Source organism: Pseudactinotalea sp. HY158, from assembly GCF_009660225.1.
Lineage (GTDB): Bacteria > Actinomycetota > Actinomycetes > Actinomycetales > Beutenbergiaceae > HY158.
In genome coordinates this window covers 307,298-326,027 of record NZ_CP045920.1, presented here as the reverse complement: position 1 = coordinate 326,027, position 18,730 = coordinate 307,298, and the positions used below count along the sequence as shown (strand labels likewise).

13 protein-coding genes and 2 pseudogenes are annotated in these 18,730 nt (G+C 73.6%); 4 read left to right on the top strand and 11 right to left on the bottom strand.

Annotated features, from left to right (window positions below):
* The 3 genes and pseudogenes from recC to GCE65_RS01405 form a co-directional block, all read right to left on the bottom strand.
* Positions 1 to 3,023 (bottom strand): annotated as a pseudogene (gene recC, locus GCE65_RS01415) (exodeoxyribonuclease V subunit gamma).
* Positions 2,929 to 3,462: pseudogene (locus tag GCE65_RS16945) on the bottom strand (exodeoxyribonuclease V subunit gamma); the annotation flags it as partial. The pseudogenes recC and GCE65_RS16945, both read right to left, overlap by 95 nt.
* Positions 3,463 to 3,587: 125 nt before the next feature.
* Positions 3,588 to 4,010 (bottom strand): LppA family lipoprotein, encoded by a 423-nt coding sequence (locus tag GCE65_RS01405; protein WP_153877119.1) that lies wholly within the window; start codon positions 4,008 to 4,010, stop codon positions 3,588 to 3,590.
* Between the two features lie 164 nt (positions 4,011 to 4,174).
* Between GCE65_RS01405 and GCE65_RS01400 the strand changes: the two genes are divergently transcribed.
* The 3 genes from GCE65_RS01400 to GCE65_RS01390 all read left to right on the top strand — a co-directional run bounded on the left by GCE65_RS01400 (position 4,175) and on the right by GCE65_RS01390 (position 8,043).
* On the top strand, positions 4,175 to 4,906 hold the full coding sequence (locus GCE65_RS01400) for a glycerophosphodiester phosphodiesterase family protein (RefSeq protein ID WP_153877118.1): 732 nt from the start codon (positions 4,175 to 4,177) through the stop codon (positions 4,904 to 4,906).
* A 253-nt stretch (positions 4,907 to 5,159) separates the two neighbouring features.
* Positions 5,160 to 6,365, top strand: coding sequence for an MFS transporter (locus tag GCE65_RS01395; RefSeq protein WP_153877117.1), 1,206 nt, complete (start codon positions 5,160 to 5,162; stop codon positions 6,363 to 6,365).
* A 253-nt stretch (positions 6,366 to 6,618) separates the two neighbouring features.
* Positions 6,619 to 8,043: a dicarboxylate/amino acid:cation symporter gene (locus GCE65_RS01390; RefSeq protein ID WP_153877116.1), complete on the top strand. Its 1,425-nt coding sequence runs from the start codon at positions 6,619 to 6,621 to the stop codon at positions 8,041 to 8,043.
* 40 nt (positions 8,044 to 8,083) lie between these two features.
* Here the strand turns inward: GCE65_RS01390 and GCE65_RS01385 are convergent, their stop codons facing one another.
* From GCE65_RS01385 to GCE65_RS01355, 7 genes are all read right to left on the bottom strand, one after another.
* Positions 8,084 to 9,082, bottom strand: coding sequence for an SDR family oxidoreductase (locus GCE65_RS01385; RefSeq protein ID WP_152817817.1), 999 nt, complete (start codon positions 9,080 to 9,082; stop codon positions 8,084 to 8,086).
* Positions 9,083 to 9,138: 56 nt separating this feature from the next.
* A complete protein-coding gene (locus GCE65_RS01380; protein ID WP_228760055.1) occupies positions 9,139 to 10,245 on the bottom strand; it encodes an enolase C-terminal domain-like protein in 1,107 nt (368 codons plus the stop codon).
* On the bottom strand, positions 10,242 to 11,951 hold the full coding sequence (locus tag GCE65_RS01375; RefSeq protein WP_153877114.1) for a GMC family oxidoreductase: 1,710 nt from the start codon (positions 11,949 to 11,951) through the stop codon (positions 10,242 to 10,244). Before GCE65_RS01375 ends, GCE65_RS01380 begins: the two co-directional genes overlap by 4 nt.
* Positions 11,948 to 12,694 carry a gluconate 2-dehydrogenase subunit 3 family protein gene (locus GCE65_RS01370; protein ID WP_153877113.1) on the bottom strand — a complete coding sequence of 249 codons (747 nt, stop codon included), beginning with the start codon at positions 12,692 to 12,694 and terminating at the stop codon, positions 11,948 to 11,950. Before GCE65_RS01370 ends, GCE65_RS01375 begins: the two co-directional genes overlap by 4 nt.
* 1 nt (position 12,695) lies before the next feature.
* Positions 12,696 to 13,226 carry a hypothetical protein gene (locus tag GCE65_RS01365; protein ID WP_228760054.1) on the bottom strand — a complete coding sequence of 177 codons (531 nt, stop codon included), beginning with the start codon at positions 13,224 to 13,226 and terminating at the stop codon, positions 12,696 to 12,698.
* 10 nt (positions 13,227 to 13,236) lie between these two features.
* Positions 13,237 to 15,045 (bottom strand): thiamine pyrophosphate-requiring protein, encoded by a 1,809-nt coding sequence (locus tag GCE65_RS01360; protein WP_153877112.1) that lies wholly within the window; start codon positions 15,043 to 15,045, stop codon positions 13,237 to 13,239.
* 156 nt (positions 15,046 to 15,201) lie between these two features.
* Complete coding sequence (locus GCE65_RS01355; RefSeq protein WP_153877111.1) at positions 15,202 to 15,801, bottom strand: STAS domain-containing protein; 600 nt, start codon at positions 15,799 to 15,801, stop codon at positions 15,202 to 15,204.
* A 246-nt stretch (positions 15,802 to 16,047) separates the two neighbouring features.
* Here GCE65_RS01355 and GCE65_RS01350 point away from each other — a divergent pair, with 246 nt between their 5' ends.
* Complete coding sequence (locus GCE65_RS01350; protein WP_228760053.1) at positions 16,048 to 16,845, top strand: response regulator transcription factor; 798 nt, start codon at positions 16,048 to 16,050, stop codon at positions 16,843 to 16,845.
* A gap of 41 nt (positions 16,846 to 16,886) precedes the next feature.
* On the opposite strand, the gene treZ is transcribed toward GCE65_RS01350, so the two are convergent.
* Positions 16,887 to 18,698 (bottom strand): malto-oligosyltrehalose trehalohydrolase, encoded by a 1,812-nt coding sequence (treZ, locus tag GCE65_RS01345; RefSeq protein ID WP_153877110.1) that lies wholly within the window; start codon positions 18,696 to 18,698, stop codon positions 16,887 to 16,889.
* Positions 18,699 to 18,730: the final 32 nt, after the last annotated feature.

The window sequence follows — 18,730 nt, the reverse complement described above, 5'->3', positions numbered from 1 at the left end:
TCAGCCTCTCCTCTCGGCCAGCAGGAGCGCCTGCCACAGCCGCAGCGCGTATTGGCCCAGCCGGCTGGGCACACCCGAGAACCAGGTCTCGCCCAGGTCGGTTCGCACCTGCTGCTCGAGGAGCGCGCCGGTGGACAGCTCGCCCCAGACGAGCCGGTGATAGGGGTCCTCGTTCTCGCCTGGGACCGGGGACTTGAAGCCGCGTTCCCACTGCTTCTTGGCCGCCTCGCGTTGCCGGTGGCCGTTGCCCCCGGGATCGGCGTGCGCGAGGGCCCAGGCGTGGCTCGTCCTGATCGGCAGCGGGAGCGGCTCGGTCAGGCCGCGGTCGCGGATGTCGACGAGGACGGCGAGTTCCCGGGCCGCGTCCCGCGCGGGCAGGGGGCCGAGGACGACGTGGCGGGCGCCGCGCCCGTAGCGCGCGATGACGTGCGCGCGCCAGGCGCGCTCCGGGTGGGAGACCTGCACCGCGAGGAGGTCGATCCAGGCCGCGAGCCGGTGCTTCGGCCCGAGGGACGAGTAGTGGATGCGCACCAGGTCGCTGCCACGCACGCCCTGCACCTGGCCGATGAGGCGGCGCGCGCCCGGGGTGGCCGGGTCGAGGGGAACGTCGCAGTCGACGGGCTCGGCACCCGCGGCGCGCAGCTGCTCACTCACGCCGAGCAGGCGGCCGACGCGGGCGGCGATCACCTCGAGCTCACGGCGGCCGAGCTCCGCCGGGGGCAGCTCCCCGCGGACCGCTCGGCCGCGAGCAGCACGTCCGGGTCGGCGCCGGCGAGCGCCCGCTGCAGGAGCCGGTCCCCGATCTGCCAGCCCACGAGGCCCCGCGCGTCCAGGGGGATGTCGTCGGCGATCGGCTCGTGGTCGGCCGAGACGCCCACGTCGAGCCGGTCGCGCACGAAGCCGCGCACCGGGTGCACGAAGTAGCCCTGGAGGTCGGCGAGGAGGACGTCGGCCGGTGGCGGCGGCGGGAGCGGATGAGCGAGGAAGGACTCGGCGGTGATGAGGTCGCCCGAGCGGGCGGCGGCGGCAGCGGCGGCCGCCCGGTCGAAGCTGACCAGGGCGGTCCCCGGCGTGAAATAGCGGGCATCGAAGGGTTGCAACGGCTCCTCGACGTGGACGCGCCGGCGGCCCTCTCCCGGCGCCGTCGCCTCGAGCACGTCGAGGAGTTCGGCGACGGGTACCGCCGGTTGCAGCCGCGCACCGCGGTACTGGTCGGCCCCCGAGTAGGTGATCACGAGGGTGTCGGTGGCGGCCATGATGGCGTCGAGGAAGAGTTGGCGGTCCTCGGCGCGGACGTCGCGTTCGCCGATGCGGGGACGCGGGGCGAGCAGGTCGTCGCCGTCGAGGCGGCCGGCGCGCGGGAAGGTGCCGTCGTCCATGCCCAGGAGGCAGACGACGCGGTGGGGTACGCCGCGCAGGGGGCCGAGGGGGGCGACCGTGAGGGATCCGGTGCGGACCCCGCCCGGGCCACCGCGGCTGCGCTGCGGATCCGTCAGGCCGCGCAGGATGCCGCGGACGTCCGCGATTCCGGCCGGGGCATCGGCGAGCCCGTCGCTCCCGGCCAGCCGGGTCAGGTCGGCGTCGGCCTGGGCCGCGAGCCATTCCTCGTCGGGGCCGACCGAACCGAGGCCGTGCGTGGCCTCGAGCAGCGCCGCCGACCAGTCCGCCAGGGTCGTGGCCGCGCGGAGGGCCGCGACCGCGGACCGGAGTCGATGGGTCGCCTCGGCGAACCGGCCCGCGAGGTCGATGGCGCCGCTGGGCACGTTGTCGACCGGGAGCACGTTGCCCAGGGACCGGCCGTCCTCGGCCATGGCGGCACCGAGGAGGAGCGAGCGCAGGCCCATCGTCAGGGTGTTGTGAGGCAGGTCGACGCCGAAGTCGGCGCGGTCGGCGCGATCGAGTCCCCAGCGGATGCCGGCCTCGCCCACCCACGTGGTGAGGGTGGCCAGGTCGTCGTCGGTGAGGCGGAAGCGGCGGCGCACCACATCCCGGCCGAGCAGGTCGAGCAGGTCGCTCGCGCGGATGCGCCCGGCGGTGAGCTCCACGAGGGTCAGCGCGAGCTGCACGAGCGGGTTGACCCGCCCGCGGGTGGCGATGCCGACCCGGAAGCCGTGGGCCGGATGGACCGGGCCGGTCGCCTCGGTCATCCCGAACGCCGCCTGGATGGCCGGGCCGTAGGTGTCGAGGTCGGGGCACATGATCACCACGTCCCGCGGTTCCAGGGTGGGGTCGTCGGCGAACAGGCCCGTGAGGATCTCGCGCAGTGCCTCGACCTGCCGGGTCGGACCGTGGCAGGCGTGCACCTGCACGGACCGGTCGCCGGGCTCGAGCCTGCGGCCGGTGGGCGCGGGCGGGCGGTCGGCGGCCAGGTCGGCCTGGAGCCGGCCGAGCAGGTTCGCCGGGCGGGCCACCGGTGGGGCCACGTCGGTCGCCGCGGGCTCGAGGAGGGGGGCGAGGGTGAGTTGGAGCTCGCGCAGTTCGCGACCCAGGCTCACGAGCAGCGGGTGCCGGGCGATCGTGTCGGAGTCGTCGTCTGCTCGGGCGGGGCGCAGGGCCGGGTCGGCGGCGGGGTCGGCGGGAGCGGCCGCGAGCTCGTTCCACAGCCGCGGCGAGGGGTGGCACAGCCACAGGTGCACCTCGCTCACGTCGGCGACGGCGGCCAGGACCTCGACGTCGGCGGGGCTCAGCCGGGCGGGCCCGACGATATTCAGGCGGCGCGGAATCGCGACGCCCGCGCCCTCGAGGAGGTCCGCTCGGCCGCCGGTGCGCGGATCCGCACCGAGGCGAGCGGTGAGGCGGCGGTACAGCTCGGCCTGCCAGCGTTCGTGGCCTCGGTGTGCGGGCCCCGCGCCCCGCGCCGCCGCCGGCGTGGCCCGCGAGCCACCCCCGGACGAGTTCGGGGCGCTCGTCCGCGTACGACCACAGGAGCCCGGCCACGCGCCGGGCCACCGAATAGCGCCGGTCGCGCCGCGCCGCGGGCGTGAGCACGGGAACTCCCAGCCCACCCAGCCCAGCAATCCCATCGAGCCCAGCCTCGTCGCCGGGATCGGGCCGCCCCGTGGCGGTCCACGGTGTGGGTGGTTCCGCCCGGGCACCGATGTGCCAGGCGACGGGCGCGGCCCAGTCCTCCTCGGCGGCGGCGTCGATCTCCGCGAGCACGTGCCAGGCGAGCCGGTCGGGCCGCCACGGGTCCTCGTCGTCGCGGCCGGTGACCAGCCGGGTGAGCGACCGGGGCGAGGTGAACTCGAGACCCGCGCAGACGCCGTCCCCACGCCGTGACGGGCCCGGGGCGCCCGCCCCCAGCCGGTGCGAGAGCCGCTGCGCCAGCCATCGACCCAGGGCGGGGCTGGGCACCACGACCGGTTCGAGTTCGAACACGTCGCCGGGATCGGCCGCGAGCAGCTCGCCGAGGCCGTCGGCGAGGGCGTCGAGGCGGTCGGCGCGATGAACGGAGATACTCACGTCCACGAATGTATCTGCCGGGGCCGACACCCGAGCCTCCACCCGGGCCGACAGGCCGACATCCGAGCCGACATCCGAGCCGACATCCGGGCGGGCTCCACCGGGCCCCGCGCCGACGCGCCGCCTCAGGAACCGCTGGGTACGTGCTCCCGGGCGGGTGCGGCCATCGGGGTGCGCACCATGAGCACCGTGTTCACGGCCATGCTCAGCCGCCAGATCCCGCCGGCGTTGTCCCCGCCCGCCAGATCGAATCGGCCCGGCTGCTCCGTGAGCACGCGCACGTCGGTGAAGCCGTACCGGCGCCCGATCTGGGCCACCAGGTCCCCCACGCTGCGCCACGCAGGCGGCGGATACGTGCCCTCGAACTGCCGACTCACGAGCCCGACGGCCTCGCGGCCCGATGCGTCGTAGCTGCAGGTCTCGCGGGAGTCGGCGCAGTCGTGCCATTCCTGCGGGCCGAACTGCCGGTCGAGCGCGGCGATCATCTCCGCGCGCATCCGCCGGCAGTGCGCGAGCGCCTCGGGCAGGGTGGGCGTCGACGGGTCCATGGTTGCCCTCACATTCCCAGCGGCACAGCCGGCCGCGGCGCCTGAACATCACCCACGTGGCACTCCTTCGCTGTGACGAGCACCCTAGGCTGGGTGAGGCGGGGCGACCAGAGGCAGAACTACCCATCGACACCCGAGCGCCCGCGGGGGAACGGCCGGAGACCATGACCGAGATCATCGCCCATCGCGGCAATTCGCAGGTGGCGCCGCCGAACACGCTCGCGGCGCTCGAGGCCGCCTGGCGGGTCGGCGCCGACGCCGTCGAGATCGACCTCCAGCAGCTCGCCGACGGCACCGCGGTGGTCATGCACGACGAGACCGTCGACGCGACGACCGACGGCACCGGTCCCCTCGCCGCATTCGATGTCGCGGGCCTGGCCGCCCTCGACGCAGGTTCCTGGTTCGCCCCGGCGTTCGCCGGGCAACGCGTGCCGCTGTTCACCGACGTGCTCGACTTCCTCACCGCGCGGCCCGGCATCGGCCTGCTGCTCGAGATCAAGGGCGACTGGGAGGCGGAGGCGCTGAGCGTCGTCCTCACGGGGATACGGGAGGCGGGCCTGGCGGGCCGGGTGCGGGTGCAGAGCTTCTCGGTGCCTACCCTCACGCGGTGCCGCGAGCTCGCCCCGGACCTGCGGCGCGAGCTGCTCGTGCACGAGCTGCCGGCGGACCTGGGCACGGCCCGGGAGCTCGCGGCCGGTGGGATCAACCCACGCGGCTCGGCGCTCGCGGGCGACCCGGCCTTCGTGGCGCGGGCGCACGCGGCGGGGCTGCGGGTGAGCGTGTGGACCCTCGACGAGCCCGAGCAGTGGCGACGCGCGCTCGCGGCCGGGGTGGACGCGATCATCACGAATCGCCCCGAGCTGCTCGCGGGCCTCCTCGCCGGTCGAGCAGGCTGAGTGGGACGAGTGGGCCGAGTGGGTCGAACAAGCTGAGCCTGGCAACGAACCGCAACCGTTCGCTTCCGGGCGCGGCCTCGGGGGAGGATGACCGCGCCCAGGTCCGGGCCCGATCCCGGGCGGCGCGGCCGGGCTTCACGAGTTCGAGGGAGCAGCGGTGACGGTTCGATCCGGTCCCGGTACGGGAGCGACGAGCACAGGGTCGACGGGGGCGACGGGGCCGAGGCCCGGCGGCGAGTCGCGGACGCGTGGTGTGACGCACGCGATGGGGCCCGGGATCGCGACGGCCGTGGCGATCGTCGCGGTGGGCATGTCGCTGCGCTCGCCGATCACCTCGATCGCCGCGGTGCTGCCGGAGTTGCGGGCCGATATCCAGTTGACGGCCACGATGGCCGGCCTGCTGGCCTCGCTGCCGGTCGTCTGCTTCGGCCTGGCGGCGACATTCGCGGCCGGGGCGGCGCGCCGGTTCGGGATCAACCGGGTGCTCGTGACGAGCCTGCTGCTGTTGGCGGTGCTCGTGGCCGTGCGGCCGTTCGGTCCGGCCTGGTGGGTGCTCGCGACCTCCGCCGGCATCGGGGTCGCGATCACCGCCGGGAACGTGCTCAACCCCACCGTGGTGCGGCGGGACTTCCCGAGGCGGCAGGGACCGATGATCGCCGTGTCCACGGCGGCCCTCACGGCGAGCGCGGCCGTGGCGGCGGCGCTCACCGTGCCGCTGGCGATGTGGATCGGCTGGCGGTGGGCGCTGGCCGTCTGGGCCCTGCCCATCCTCGCCGCCGCCTGCTTCTACCTCCTCAAGGCCGGCCCGGAGGAGGTACTGCCCGATGGCCCACCGCCGCGAGCACATGCATGGCGCATGCCCGCGGCCTGGGTGCTCGCGGTGTTCTTCGGCCTGCACTCGGGGCTGTTCTATGCGAATACCGCCTGGATGCCCACCTATCTTCCGGCCCTCGCCGGCCTGAGCGAGGCCCAGGCCGGGGTGGCGGCCTCGATCTTCCAACTCGTGGGCATCGGCGGCGCACTGAGTCTGCCGGTGCTCACCGCTCGGCTCACGGGAGGTCGACGATTCCTCGCACTCGGGTGCACGCTCACCTGGGTCGTGTTCACGCTCGGGCTGCTGCTCGCGCCCGGCGCGTACATCGCGTGGATGATCATCGGCGGCTTCGGTCAGGGCGGAGTCATGGCGATGCTGCTCGCGCTCATCACGCTCCGTTCCCCCGACGTGAACACCGTGCGGGAGGTCTCCGGGATGACCCAGACCGTGGGCTACCTCATCTCGGCCCTCGCGCCCACGGTCGCCGGGTCGCTCGTCGAGCTCACCGGCGGCTGGACCGCCTCGCTCGTGCTCTTCCTCGGCATGGGCACCGCGATCACGCTGCTCTCGCCGATCGTGGCCTCGCGCCACCGACTCGAGGTGCGCCGGGAGCCGGCCGACCGTGGGGTCCTCCGCGGTAGCTGATCGCCGAAGCTCACGGGGCGCGTCATAGCAGATCCCGGAGTCACGGACGCGCGCGGGCCGATTCGTCTCACGGGCAGGCCGTCGTCTCACCCCGTGATCGTTCCCGATCGCCCCGTCGACGGCCGCGGTGGCCGGCCGTAGCGTCGAATCCGCGACGAGCCGGGCCCCCGCCGATGACCAACGGGAGGACCTCGGCGACGCGAGCTGCGCCGTCCGCACGCTTGTTCCCCCCGACCACGAAAGGCCTCTCGCCATGCCCACCCCGGCCAGCACCGCCAGCCCGACCAATACGGTCCCACCCAAGCGGCGCCTCAGACTGCCCTCCTTCGGCACGCAGATCCTCCTCGGCCTGGCGTTCGGGCTGCTGCTCGGCTGGGCGGCCCTGGCGATCGGCCCGACGGTCGACGCGGCGGGCGAGGCGGCCGACAACTGGCTCCTCGTTGCGCTCAGCACCATCGGTTCGACGTTCGTGACGCTGCTCAAGGCCCTCGTGCCGCCGCTGATCTTCACGGCGATCGTGGCCTCGATCGCGAACCTGGGCAAGCTCACGAACGCCGCCCGACTCGCGGGGCAGACCCTGCTGTGGTTCGGGATCACGGCGGCGGCGTCGGTGGCGATCGGCATCGGGCTCGGCCTCGTGTTCCAGCCGGGTCATCACACGTCGGTGACCGAGGCCGCGGCCGAGGACCCGGGCCGCTCCGGCTCGTGGCTCGACTTCCTGAACGGGCTCGTCCCCTCGAACTTCCTCGGCCTGAGCGTCAACGGCGACCGGGTGAACTTCGCGGCGCTGCAGATCGTGGTCATCGCGCTCGTCGTGGGCATCGCCGCCCTGCGCACGGGGAAGAAGGCCAAGCCGTTCCTCGACTTCAACGCCTCCGCGCTGGCCGTCGTGCAGACCGTGCTGTGGTGGATCATCCGGCTCGCCCCGCTCGGCACGCTCGGCCTCATCGGCAACGCGATCGCCCGCTACGGCTGGGAGCTGCTGCCGCAGCTGGGCACGTTCGCCATCGCGATCTACGTCGGCCTCGCGCTCGTGGTGTTCGTGGTCTACCCGATCGTGCTGCGGGCCAACGGCCTCTCGATCCGTCAGTACTTCAAGGGCGCCTGGCCCGCGATCCAGCTCGGGTTCGTCTCGCGCTCCTCGCTCGGCACCATGCCCGTGACCCAGCGGGTGATCGAGCGGAACTTCGGCGTGCCGCGCGCCTACGCCTCCTTCGCCTCCCCGTTCGGCGCCACGACCAAGATGGACGGCTGCGCCGCCATCTACCCGGCGATCGCGGCGATCTTCGTGGCGCAGTTCTACGGGATCGACCTCGGCGTGACCGACTTCGTGCTCATCGCGTTCGTCTCGGTCGTCGGTTCGGCCGCGACCGCGGGCCTGACCGGCGCGCTCGTCATGCTCACCCTGACGCTCTCGACCCTCGGGCTGCCGCTCGCCGGCGTCGGGCTGCTGCTCGCGATCGACCCGATCCTCGACATGGGCCGCACGGCCGTGAACGTGGCCGGGCAGGCGCTCGTACCCGCCGTCGTGGCCAAGCGCGAGGGCATCCTCGACCAGGCGGTCTACGACAGCCCATCCCAGGCGATCCTCCTGGCCGACGTCACCGCCGAGGAGGAGGCCGAGCTCGAGGCCGCCGAGGCCGACGCGGCCGACGAGCGGGAACTGCAGCAGGTCTGACCCCGCGCCGGTGGCGGCTGCCCGCTCGAGTGGGCAGCCGCTACCGGCGGCGCGCGCGCCGCGCCAGCAGGCCGGCGACCGCGACCGCCCCGGCCCCCGCTGCGACCGCGCGGCGGTTCATCGTCAGCCACAGCCACGGGTCGCGGGCATGCGCGGTGGCATCGAATGCGCCGTGGGAGCCGCGGTCGACCTCGTCGTCCTCGGGCTCGAACACGTTCGATCCCCACCGCGGCAACTCCTCATCGGCCTGCTGGGAGGCGATCCCGGTCCGGCCGAGGTAGCGGTCGAGCAGGCCGGGGATGAGCCGCTCGGCGAGGATCGTGTAGGCGGTGGAGAACCCCACCCACAGGTTGCGGCGCGGATGCCCGGCCAGGAACACGATTCCCCGGCCGGCGAGCTCGGGTTGGAACACCGGCGCCACGGGCATCGGGTGGCCGGCCATCCGGTTGAGGTTCCAGTTGAACTGCGACGTGTTGAGCCCCGGCAACTGCACCATGCACAGCTGCACGCCGCTGCCCTCGGCGAGGAGCTCGGTGCGCACGGACTGCGTGTAGCCCACCACGGCGTGCTTCGCCCCGCAGTAGGCCGATTGCAGCGGGATCGAGCGGTAGGCGAGGGCCGAGCCCACGTTGATGACGACCCCGCGGTCCCGCGGCCGCATGTGCTCGAGCGCCGCCTGGGTGCCGTACACCTGGCCGAAGTAGCTCACCTCGGTCATCCGCCGGAACTCCTCGGGGGAGGTGTCCCACGAGCGTGCGAGCGACCCGGCGAACGCGACGTTGACCCACACGTCGATCTCCCCGAGCTCGTCCTCGACCCGGCGGGCCGCGGACTCGACCGCCCCGTGGTCGGACACGTCGGTGGGCAGGCCGAGCGCCCGCCCGCCCCGGGCCTCGACGTCGGCGACCGCCCCCGCCAGCCCCGCCCGACCGCGGGCGAGCACGGCGACGTCGTAGCCCGCCGCCGCGAACTCCCGGACGGCGGCCCGCCCGACCCCCGCGGTCCCGCCGGTCACCACCGCGATCCTTCGTGCGTCCATGTCATCCTCCTGCTCTGCTGCTCTACCGGTTCGGTCTCCCGTGCCCTGAGGGTCGCTCACCCGGTCCGGAACCGTTCGGCGTCGGCGGATCGCAGCTCCAGCCCGTTGCCCGCCCGCCCCTGGTCGGGCACCAACGCGCCTCCCCGGGGCTCGAGCACGCCGTCGAAGAGCAGGGCCTCGATGCGCACGTGGTCGTGGAAATACTCGAGGTGTCGCAGGTTCACCGCGGCCGCCGCCACGTGCGCGTGCAACTGCGGTGCGCAGTGGCCGGACACCTGCAGGTTGTGCGCCGCCGCGAGCGCCGCGATCCGCAGCCATTCGGTGATCCCGCCGCACCGGGTGACGTCGATCTGCACGCAGTCGACCACGTCCACCAGGGGGCGGAAATACGCCAGGTCGTACCCGTACTCCCCGGCGGCGACGTCCACGTCGACCCGGTCGCGCACGAGCGCCAGGCCCGCGTGGTCGTCGGAGGAGACGGGCTCCTCGAACCAGGTCGCGCGCTCACCCGCGAGGGCCCGGCCGACCCGGATCGCCTGCTTACGCCCGTAGGCGCCGTTCGCGTCGACGTACAACTCCGCCGTCTCCCCGATCGCCGCGCGCGCGAGAGCCACCCGGTGCAGGTCCCGCGCCACGCGCTCCCCGCGCGACTCGCCGATCTTGATCTTCACCCGCGGGATGCCCAGGGCGTGCACCCAGTGGTCGAGCTGGGCACGCGTGCGGTGATCGTCGTAGGTGGTGAAGCCGCCGCTGCCGTAGATCGGCACCGCCTCGTGCGCGCGCCCGAGCAACCGGCTGAGCGAGACCCCGAGGAGCCGGGCCTTGAGGTCCCACAGGGCGGTGTCCACGGCGCTGATCGCACACGAGGCCAGGCCCGGCCGGCCGAGGTTGCGGATCGCCCGCACCATCGCCTCCCAGCTTCCCGGCACGTCGAACGCGTCCCGCCCCGCCAGCGCGGCGGCGAGCGGGCCGTCGACGATTCCCGCGCACGCCCCGGCGGCGTAGGTGTAGCCGGTGCCGACCTGCCCGCCGGCGCTCACCTGCACGAGCACGAGGGTCGTCGAGGACCACGCGAGCGTGCCGTCGGCCTCGGGCCCGTCGGTGGGGATCTCGTAGACCGAGGTCGCGACCTGCCCGATCCGCGGCGCGGCGCGGCCGGTCACGATCCGACCCCGGCGTGTGGACGACGCAGCTCGCCCCGGCGAGCGCCTCGCCGCCCGCTCGCGCCGGGCCGGGTGCCCGTGAGCCGCTCGGCGAGCCGGGAGGCGAGCGCCATGATGGTCAGCGCCGGGTTGGCGGCGCCCTGGGTCGGCATGACCGACCCGTCGCAGACGAACACGTTCGGCACCCCCCAGATCCGGTGGTCGGAATCGATGACGCTCGCCGCCGGCGCCGCGCCCATGCGCGCCCCGCCGACGAGGTGGGCGAAGCGGTGCACCGTGAGCACGTCCTGGGCGCCGGCGGCCTGGAGGATCTCGGTGATGACCCGGGTGGAGTAGGCGTTGTTGCGCCGGTCGTTCTCACCGAGGGAGTGGTCGAATCGGGCCACGGGCAGGCCGCGCCGATCCACCTCCTCGGCCAGGGTGACCCGGTTGTCCGGATGCGGCAGCAGCTCGTTCAACACCCCGATGGTCGCCCAGTGGTTGTAGTCGCGCATGTACTCCCGCAGCGCCCGGCCCCAGTGCCCGTCGGCGAGCACGTGCTCGGCCCAGCCGATCGGCAGCGGGCCCACGGTCTGGATGGAGAAGCCGCGGGCGAAGTCCCGGGCCGGGTCGGTCTCGTAGAACTGCTCGGAGGAGACCTCCGGCGGCGGCGCCTTGTACTGGCGGATCTCGTGGTCGAATCGGCCCGCGGTCTGGGCCGCCCCCTGGACCATGACGTAGCGGCCCACCTGGTCCTCGTTGTTGCCGAGCCCGTTCGGATGACGGCGGGACGTCGAGGCGAGCAGCAGCCGCGGGGTCTCGATCGAGTAGCCGGCCACGGCGACCGTGGCCGCGCGCTGCAGGTGCACGGTGTCGTCGTCGCCCGAGAAGTAGGCGACCCCGATCGCGGCGCCGGTCGAATCGTCGATCTCCACCCGGGCGGCCATCGAGTCGGCGCGGATCTCCACGCCGTGGTCGAGCGCGTCCGGCAGGTGGGTGACGTACGGGCTGGCCTTGGCGTTCACCTTGCAGCCCTGCAGGCAATAGCCGCGGTAGATGCAGTGGGGCCGGTTGCCGAACGTGCCGTTGACGATCCCGACGGGGCCGACCCGCATCTCGATCCCGAGCTTCTCCGCGCCGCGCCAGAGCACGGCGGCCTGCTCGGAGATCGGGTGCGGGGAGGAGGGGTAGGTGTGCGGCTCGCCCCAGGGCCAGTTCTGGCCGGCGACGGGCAGCTCCCGTTCGAGCAGCTCGTAGTGGGCCCGCAGGTCGCCGTAGCCGAGCGGCCAGTCGGCGCCCACACCGTCGGTCGAGTGGGTGCGGAAGTCGGAGGGGTGGAACCGGGGGGTGTAGCCGGCGTAGTGCACCATCGAGCCGCCGACCCCGCGCCCGGAGTTGTTCTTGCCGAGCGCGACGGGATCGGTGCCGCCGATCACGCGCGGCTCGTTCCAGTACAGGTGGTGGGAGCCGGCCTCGTCGGAGACCCAGTCCTCGTCCGGATGCCAGAACGGCCCGGCCTCGAGGACGACCACGCGCCAGCCCGCCCGCGCGAGCCGCTGGGCAAGCACGGAGCCGCCCGCCCCGGCGCCGACGACCACGAGGTCGACCTCGTCCTCGTCGCGGTAGCGGGCCATCGTGTCCTCGCCCGGAAGCCTGCGGGAGTGCACGTCGAGCAGGAAGCGCGAGTCGTTCTCCGCGGGTCCGACCGACCCCTTGAGCAGCGTCACAGCCCCTCCTCCTCACTCGTGCGCACCGGGTCCTCGGCGGTGGCGGCCACCGCCTCGTCGGGCTCGCGCACGCTCATCGGCCCGAGCCGCATGTAGCCGCGCGGGTAGGCCGGCCCGCCGAAGCCGATCTCGTTCCACGCCCAGGGGTGCCCGTAGAAGAGGCCGAGCACGGCGCTCATGCACAGGGTCCACACGTGCGGCACGTCGAGCCTGCCCCAGGGGCCGCCCGTGAGGATCTCGTCCGGGTCGCCGGCCGCGAGCGCGTCGAGCAGCTCTCGCCGGGAGGGCCAGTCGGCGCGGGCGTACTCGCTCACGCCGAACCGCTGCCGGGCGGTGTGGTCGAGGCCGCCGAGCAGGAGCCGCCACGCGAGCCGGTCGCCCGGCATGCCGGCGTAGCGGTAGCCCTCGGTCGTGCCCGCGGCGAGGCGGGCGTCGATCCCCTCGGCCACCGGCACGCGGGGCTCGGTGTCCTGCGCGAGCACGTCGTCGCAGAACCGGCGGAGCGTGCGCTCCTCCGCCTCGTTGAACACCCGCAGCGGACCCGGGTCGGCGAGCCGCGCGAGCACGACCGCGCGCGTGGCCGCATCCCACGTGTCGGCCGACTCGAGCACGTCGTAGTCCGGGTAGCGCCCGATCATCTGCGGAGTGGTGCCGCGGCGCTGCCTGGGCAACCAGTCCGGGTGCGGCGGCTGGCGGCGCGGGCGCAGATTCGGAAGGTGGCCCGGATCGGAGAAGTCGAGCATCTCAGCGTTCCCGCCGGAGCAGGGCCGCGAGCACGCCGAGTCCCCCGACCATGGCCATGAGGCCCGGCGCGGAGATGGGCGGCCCCGTGGGCACGTTGAAGGAGGCGAGCCGCCACCCCCCGGGTTTGCGGGCGACACCGCGGGCGTGGAAGTACTCCCCGAGGAGCCCGTCGATCGCGAAGACCGCGGACGCCACGGGCAGGGCGGTCTTGGCCCAGCGGCGGCTGAACACCCCGGCGATCCCGGCGATCACCACGGGCGGGGTCACGAGGATCGGGCTCCACATCCACTTGTTGCCGAAGCTCGCCTTGTAGTGCTCGAGGTAGATCTCCACGGCCGTGACCACGGCGGCCGCGGCCGTGAGGCCCGCGAGCGAGCGTTCGAACCGGCCGTGTTCGATGTTGACGACCATCCGGTCGAGGAGGTGTTCCACCTCGGGCACCGCGGCCTCGGCGCGGCGCCCGACGGCGCTGCGCCCTACGCCGCTCCCACCCGCGCCCGCCCGGGCGGGCCGCGTCGTCCATACGCTCATCCGACTCACCTCATCGCCTCGGCAGGATGCCCTCGGCGAACTCCCGGGCGGCGTTGACCGCGCCGGCCACGCCCTCCTTCGGGTCGGCGAGCACCGACGTGGTGAGCGCCTCGAACTGCGCGAAGGTGATGTGCGGCGGGATCGGCGGCTCCTCCGGATCGGTCATGACGTCGACGATCACCGGCCGGTCGGCGGCGAAGGCCTCCTCGAACGCGCCCGCGAGCTGGGCGGAGCGGTCGACCGTGATCCCCCGCAGCCCGATGAGCTCGGCGAATGCGGCGTAGGGCACGTACGGCAGGTCCTGGGAGGCGTCGAACTTCGGGTCCCCGGCCATCGCGCGCTGCTCCCACGTGACCTGGTTGAGATCCTCGTTGTTGAGCACCACGACGACCATCCGCGGATCGTCCCAGTCGCGGTAGTACTTCGCGGCCGTGATGAGCTCGGCCATGCCGCCCATCTGCATGGCGCCGTCGCCGATCGTGCCCACGGCGACCCGGTCCGGATAGGCGAACTTGGCGGCGATCGTGTAGGCCATGCCGGGCACCATCGTGGCCAGGCTGCCGGACAGGGTGCCCTTCATCCCGGTCCGCATCCGGATGTGGCGGGCGTACCAGTTCGCGGCCGAGCCGGAGTCGGAGGAGAGCACGGCCCGGTCGGGCAGCTGCCGCGACAGTTCCGCGAAGACCGCCTGCGGGCGCACTCGGGGGCGGTCCCCGTCGCGGTCGACGTCGGCGGGCTCCGCGCGGGAGTCCATCACCTTCCACCAGTCCTCGACGGCGGCGACGATCTTCTCCTGCCAGGACCGATCCTCCTTGCGTTCGAGCAGGGGAAGGAGCTCGGCGAGGGTCTGCTTCGAATCGCCGAGGAGGGCCAGCTCCATCGGGTAGCGGATGGAGAGCATGCGCCCGGAGACGTCGATCTGGATGCCGCGCGCCTGGCCGATCGGCGGGAGGAACTCCGAGTACGGGAAGCCGGAGCCGACCATGAGGAGCGTGTCCGCACCCTGCATGAGATCCCAACTCGGCTTCGTGCCGAGCAGCCCGATCGAGCCGGTGACGTAGGGGACGTCATCGGGCACGACCGCCTTGCCGAGCAGCGCCTTGGCCACCCCCGCGCCGAGGGTGTCGGCGACCTGCATGACCTCCTCGGTTGCGTCGAGGGCCCCGGCGCCGACGAGCATGGCCACCCTGCTGCCGGAGTTGAGGATGTCCGCGGCCGCCTGCAGGTCCTGTTGCCGCGGAATCCGGCGGCCCGGCCAGAACCCGATGCCCGTGTGCACCGTGTGGGTCGCCTGCGGCTGCTCCTCGACGGCGTCCATGTCCTGCACGTCGGCGGGGACGATCATCGCCGTCACGCTCCGCTCCGACTGCGCGGTCCGCATCGCCCGGTCGAGGATGTGCCGGACGCTGGACGGCACCGGTACCTGCTCGCAGTACGCGGAGGCGACGTCGGAGTAGAGCTGGAGCAGCTTGACCTCCTGCTGGAAGCTGCCGCCCATGGCGCGGGCGAACGTCTGCCCCATGATCGCCACGACCGGCTGATGGTCGAGCTTGGCGTCGTAGAGGCCGTTGAGCAGATGGATCGCGCCCGGGCCGGAGGTGGCCATGCAGACCCCGACCTCGCCGGTGTACTTCGCGTGCGCGCAGGCCATGAACGCCGCCTGCTCCTCGTGCCGGACCTGGATGAATCGGAGCTTGTCGGTATGGCGGCCCAGCGCGCCCATGATCCCGTTGATGCCGTCGCCGGGATACCCGTAGATGCGGGTCACGCCCCACTCGATCAGCCGGTCACACAGGAAGTCCGCAGCGGTCTGTGACATCTCAACCTCGCCCATCGCGTGTGGATGAGGGACCGGACGGCGCACACCGAGCGCGTGGATCCGCCGGCTCCTCGAATGCTTTTCACCGTAGGCACCGGCGCGCGCGGTTGGGAAGGGGGAGGAGCGTTCCGGCCTCCGGTCCCCGGCGCGGCCGGCTCAGCCCGCGTGCCGACTGTCCGTGGCGAAGTCCTGGAGCAGCAGCCGGAACTCGGCGGGCGCGTTCGCGACCCGCACGTCGCCGTTGCTCATCCGCAGCTGCTTGCGCACGGTGTCGAGCACGGCGACCCCGGCCTCGTCGAGCACGTCGACGCCCGCGAGATCGACCACGAGGGTCCGTCCCGCGCGGGCGGCGCGGAACAGCGTGTGCAACACGTCGTTGCCGGTCGAGGCATCGACGCACCCGGCCAGGTGGACCCGCTTCTCGGGTACCCGGAACGTGTCGAACCGGAGCCGTCCGGACATCGGGCCGCGCGGGCCGCGTCGCCGCCTCGTCTCGAGCACGATCGGCGGCTCATGCTCGATCTCGGGAGACGGAATGCTCGACTCGGACCCGAGGCCTCGTCGGCGCGCCCGCAGCGCCGTGAGGATCGCCTGTTCCCGCTCGGACGGCTGGACCGAGGCGGGCCGCGGGACGCCGTTGTTGCGTCTGCGCGCCGCCTCCTCGATCCGTGCGAGCTCGGTGAGCAGCTCCCGGATCGTTGCCTTCGCGAGGTCGCCGTGAAAAATCCTCGGGGTCTGGTTCCATGCTTCGGTCATGACTCGTCCCGCCCTTGTCTTCCGCTGTGTCGACCGCGCGGCCTCCCCACCGCTTCCTCACCGGTTCCCCGCGGCTCCATGGTCGACTCTGGTCGACGGCGCGGGCACCGGCCGGTCGTGATCGATGGCACCGACCTTAGGCCGCTCGGGCGCGTCTTTCGCCACCCCTAGGGGTGAGGCAGGGGTCGCGGAACCGTGCCGCGGGGCCCCCTCCCGCCCATGGGACGGCCACCCTATGGTGAGGGGATGAAGCCCTGCCTGAGGGTGGCGATCGTCAACGACTACGAGATCGTGGTCCGGGGCGTCGCCGCGATGCTGCGTCCGTACCGGGACCGGGTGCGCATCGTGCACCTCGACCTGCCCACGGGCACCGGTGGCCCTCTCGTCGCAGCGGGCACAGCGGGCGTTCCGGGCCCCGCCGAGACGGCCGATCTCACCCTCTACGACACCTTCGGCGGCCACCAGGGTGACGTGGCGCGAGTGCGCGCGCTGGCCGCGGATCCGCGGGCGGGAAGGATCGTGGTCTATTCGTGGAACCTCGATCCCGTCCTCGTCTCGACCGCGATGAAGAACGGGGCGTGCGGCTACATCTCCAAGGGGCTTCCGGCGGCCCGGCTCGTGGCGGCGCTCGAGGCCGTGCGCTCCGAGCACGCCGGGTCTTCCGAGGTGCCCGGCCACACGGCGCTCTCCAAACACACCGGGCACGCTGAGCGCACCGGACACGCTGGGCTTCCCGGGCACACCGGGCGGATGAGGCCGCGACCACCGCAACCGCCGGGGGCGCCGGGTGCGCGCACCGCCCGGATCGTCGACGGCGACTGGCCCGGCCGGGGCGACGGCCTGACCCAGCGGGAGGCCGAGGTGCTGGCGCTCATCGCCGAGGGGCTGACGAACGCGCAGATCGCGCAGCGGCTCCACGTCACCCCGAACTCGGTCAAGTCCTTCATCCGCAGCTGCTACCGGCGGATCGGCGCGACGAGTCGCGCGGGCGCGATCCTGTGGGCAATCGAGCACGGCTTCCGGCCCGGCCCGCCCGGGCCCTGAGGCCGACCTCGGCGGCCCCTCGGCGGCCCCTCGGCGGCCCCTCAGCGACGGAGCACGATCGCGGCCGACCTCGGCGGCAGCCGCACGGCCGCACGCGCGCCGTCGACCCATCCCCGGGCGCCCGCCGCCGTCGCGAACACGAGGTCGCACCCCGCGCCCGCGCCCAGGGGAACCGCGCGCGGCGCGGGCCCGAGGTTGGCCACCACGTCGAAGGCGCCCCGCCGGATCCGGATCCAGCGCTCCGCCTCGTCGAACGCCACCTCGACGGCGCGCAGGTCGCCGTCGGCCAGGTCGGGTTCGCGCGCGCGCAGCGCGATGAGGTCCCGGTAGCAGGCGAGCATCGCCGCATGCGCGCCGTCCCCGCCACCCGCACCCTCGCCGGCCTCGGGTTCGGCCTCGGCCCAGTCGAGCACCGCGGAACGGTAGGCGGCCGGATCCTGCGGGTCGATCATCGCCGAGGTGTCCCAGCCGTGCCGGTCGAACTCCGCGAGCCGGCCCGCGCCGGTGGCCCGGGCGAGCTCGGGCTCGGGATGGGAGGTGAAGAACGGCCACCGGGTCGAGGCCGCCCACTCCTGGCCCATCCATAGCATCGGGGTGAACGGGGAGGTGAGCAGCAGCACCGCGCCCACCCGCAGCAGGTCCGGCCCGATGAGCTCGGCCAGCCGGTCCCCCACGGCCCGGTTGCCCACCTGGTCGTGATTCTGCAGGCACACGACGAACCGCCACCCCGGCACGTGGTCGCGGTCGACGGGCCGGCCCCAGTCCCGCCCGCGGAAGGTGGAGTAGGTGCCGTCGTGCAGGAACGCGTGCGTGAGCACCTTCGCGAGCACGGACAGGTCGCCGAAGTCGCAGTAGTAGCCCTGCCGCTCGCCCGTGAGCGCCGAATGGAGGGCGTGGTGCACGTCGTCATCCCACTGCGCCGCGAGCCCGTATCCGCCCGGGGCGCCGCCCTCCCCGCGCGGGGTGATCATGATCGGATCGTTCAGGTCGGACTCGGCGATGAGGGTGAGCGGGCGTCCGACCTCGGCCGCGAGCGCGTCGACCCGCTCCGACAGCTCCGCGAGGATGTGCACGTCGCTGTCGTCGTGGAGCGCGTGCACGGCGTCGAGGCGCAGCCCGTCGACGTGGAAGTCGCGCAGCCACATGAGCGCGTTCGCGCAGATGAACTCCCGCACGTTCGGGTCGGCGAGGTTGACGAGGTCGCCCCAGGTGCTGCGGCCCGTCGTGGTGTAGGGGGCGAACTCGCCCCAGTAGTTCCCGCTCGGGCCGAAGTGGTTGTAGACGACGTCGAGCACGACGGCGAGCCCGCGGCCGTGGCAGGCGTCCACGAAGGCCTTGAAGCCGTCCGGCCCGCCGTACGGCTCGTGCACGGCGTACCAGCCCACGCCGTCGTAGCCCCAGTTCCAGGTGCCGTTGAACGCGTTGACCGGCAGCACCTCGACGTGGGTGATGCCGAGGTCGACCAGGTGGTCGAGCCGGCGGATCGCGGCGGCGAACGTCGCCCCCGGCGTGAACGTTCCGATGTGAAGCTCATAGACGACGCCCCCCGCCAGTCCCGCGCCTCGCCAATCCCGATCGCCCCAGGCGTAGGCCCCCTGGTCGTAGACCCGGCTCGGCCCATGCACCCCCGCCGGCTGCCACCGGGAGGCGGGGTCCGGGCGGGGCTGCTCCGACTCCCCGAGGAGGAAGGCGTAGTCGGTTCCGGGCGGCAGCGCGGGGCCGTGCCACCGGCCGCCCGGCGCGGGGGTCAGCTCCTGCGCGGTCGAGTGGTCGAGGCGGCCGCCGGTGCCCGTGACCAGCCGGACGCCGGCGGCCCGCGGCGCCCAGAGATCGATCCCGGTCGGCTCAGTCATCGCCGCGACCCGGTCGTGGCCGCCGACCCCGT